The organism is Cupriavidus campinensis, assembly GCF_905397395.1.
In the GTDB taxonomy this organism is placed as follows: Bacteria; Pseudomonadota; Gammaproteobacteria; order Burkholderiales; family Burkholderiaceae; genus Cupriavidus; species Cupriavidus campinensis.
Map to the genome: position 1 here is coordinate 1 of NZ_CAJPVH010000133.1, position 2058 is coordinate 2058.

Consider the following 2058-nt stretch of genomic DNA (forward strand, 5'->3'; position numbering starts at 1 on the left):
CCCGGCGGACAAGGCGCTGGGTGGCGTGGCGCTGGCGGGGCTGGTCGGCACGGCGCCGGTGCGGCACACGGCGCTGGCCGCGGCCCCTGTTGCCCCCCCGGTACCCGCCGCAGCCGTGGCGCGGCAGGGATCGAGCGACACCCGAAGCGGCGTGGAGATGATCCGCGCCGGCAAGCGAGACATCGAATAACGGACCCCACGGCATGTTCACCCCCACGCGTTACCGCGCCCATTCAGGCCCCGAGGCGTATCTATATAGAAGGATGATCGCGGCGATGGCGCTCGCGCTGGCCGCCGGCGCCGCGCTGTTGCCCGCCCGTGCCCCGGCGCAGGAGTCGCCGCCAGCCCCCCGCACGCTGCGGCTGCTGGCCGGCGCGCAGCAGGAAATCCGCCCCGGCCAGCCGCTGGAGCGCGTGGCCGTGGGCAACCCCGCCGTGGCGGACGCGCTGCTGCTCAAGCACCGCAACGGCCCGCCCAGTGTGCTCGTGGTGGCGAAGAAGCCCGGCGCCACCGACCTCAAGCTCTGGACCCGCAACGCCGCGCCGCTCAGCTACACGGTGCGCGTGGATGCCGTGGCGGCCGACGCCGATGGCGCGCAGGTCGATGTCTCGGCGGCCGGCGCCACCATCAGCGGCCAGTCGCCGGACGCCGCCGCCGCGTACCGGGCCCAGCAGGCCGCCCGCGCCGCAGTAGGTGGGACAGCAAGCGGAGCCGACGGCAAGCCGGGTGGCGTCGTCGTGGATCGCTCCACGCTGCCGGTCTCGGGCACGGTGCAGGTCGATGTGAAGGTGGTGGAGATCAGCAAGACCGTGCTCAAGGAGGTGGGGCTCAACTTCATCCGCAACAAGGGCGGCTTCACGTTCGCGCAGTTCAGCCCGTCGTCGCTGACCAAGGTGGACTTCACGTCCGGCGTGGGCACGGCCGGCGAAATGACATCGCCGATCAGCAGCGCGTTCAACCTGATCGCCGCGTCGGCCTCGAAGGGCATCTTCGCCAACCTGAGCCTGCTGGAGGCCAACGGCATGGTGCGCGTGCTGGCGGAGCCGAGCCTGGTGGCGCTGTCCGGGCAGAGCGCCAGCTTCCTGGCCGGCGGCGAGATCCCGATCCCGGTGCCGCAGGCGCTGGGCACCACCACCATCCAGTTCAAGCCGTTCGGCATCGGGCTGACAGTGTCGCCCACGGTGCTGTCCGGCCAGCGCATCGCACTGAAGGTGGCGCCCGAGGCCAGTGACCTCGACCCCTCGCGCGGCATCCAGATCAACGGCGCGTCGGTGCCGGCCATCGTCACGCGCCGCGCGGATACCACCGTGGAGCTGGGCGATGGCGAGAGCTTCGTCATCGGCGGGCTGGTCAGCCGCAACACGGTCAGCAACGTCAGCAAGATCCCCTTCCTGGGCGATCTGCCGATCCTGGGCAGCTTCTTCAAGAACCTGAACTTCCACCAGGAAGACCGCGAGCTGATGATCGTCGTCACGCCGCATCTGGTGAAGCCGCTGGCCAAGGATGCGCCGGCGGTGGCGGGCGTGGGTGGCAACGACGGCCGCACCAGCAGCGACCCCAACGTCTGGGGCCGCTTCATGCTCGGCGAATTCGCCGACCCCACGCTGCCCGGCTTCTCGAGGTAAGACCATGGACGCCCAGACCGAGGTCTTCCTGCTCAACACCGCGCGCGATGATGTGCGCCACTGGCTGGCCGGCGCGCTGGCGGGCCTTGGCACGCTGGTGGTGGAGGCCAGCTCGCAGGAGGCCGTTGCCGACCAGATCAGCGCGCTCCGGCCCGGACTGGTGTTTCTCGATTTCACGGCGCCGCACGCGGTGGCCTCGACGCGCCTGGCCGAACAGGTGACCCGCCTGTTCCCGCAGGTGCCGCTGGTGGCCGTGGGCCATGCCACCGAGCCGGACACCATGCTGGCCGCGCTGCGCGCCGGCGTGCGGGACTTCATCGACCTGCACGGCGCCACCACGCAGGCCAAGGCCGCGGTGCAGCGGCTGATGGTGCCGCGCGCCGCGCTGCGTGCCGATGTGCGCGCCGTGGAGCCGGCCCGCCACGGCAAGGTC

At 71.6% G+C, this 2058-nt stretch carries 1 protein-coding gene and 2 pseudogenes; all 3 read left to right on the forward strand.

The genetic code is table 11. The features are described from left to right. A pseudogene (locus KHO18_RS28150) lies at positions 1 to 190 on the forward strand (Flp pilus assembly protein CpaB); the annotation flags it as partial. Between the two features lie 13 nt (positions 191 to 203). Next, the gene (locus KHO18_RS28155) at positions 204 to 1625 is read left to right on the forward strand and encodes a type II and III secretion system protein family protein (RefSeq protein WP_144199795.1); all 1422 of its coding nucleotides are present in this window, start codon (positions 204 to 206) and stop codon (positions 1623 to 1625) included. 4 nt (positions 1626 to 1629) lie between these two features. Next, positions 1630 to 2058, forward strand: a pseudogene (locus tag KHO18_RS28160) (pilus assembly protein); the annotation flags it as partial.

Coding starts and splice junctions, on each gene's coding strand:
- KHO18_RS28155 (WP_144199795.1), top strand. CDS start 204: ATGTTCACCCCCACGCGTTACCGCGCCCATTCAGGCCCCGAGGCGTAT.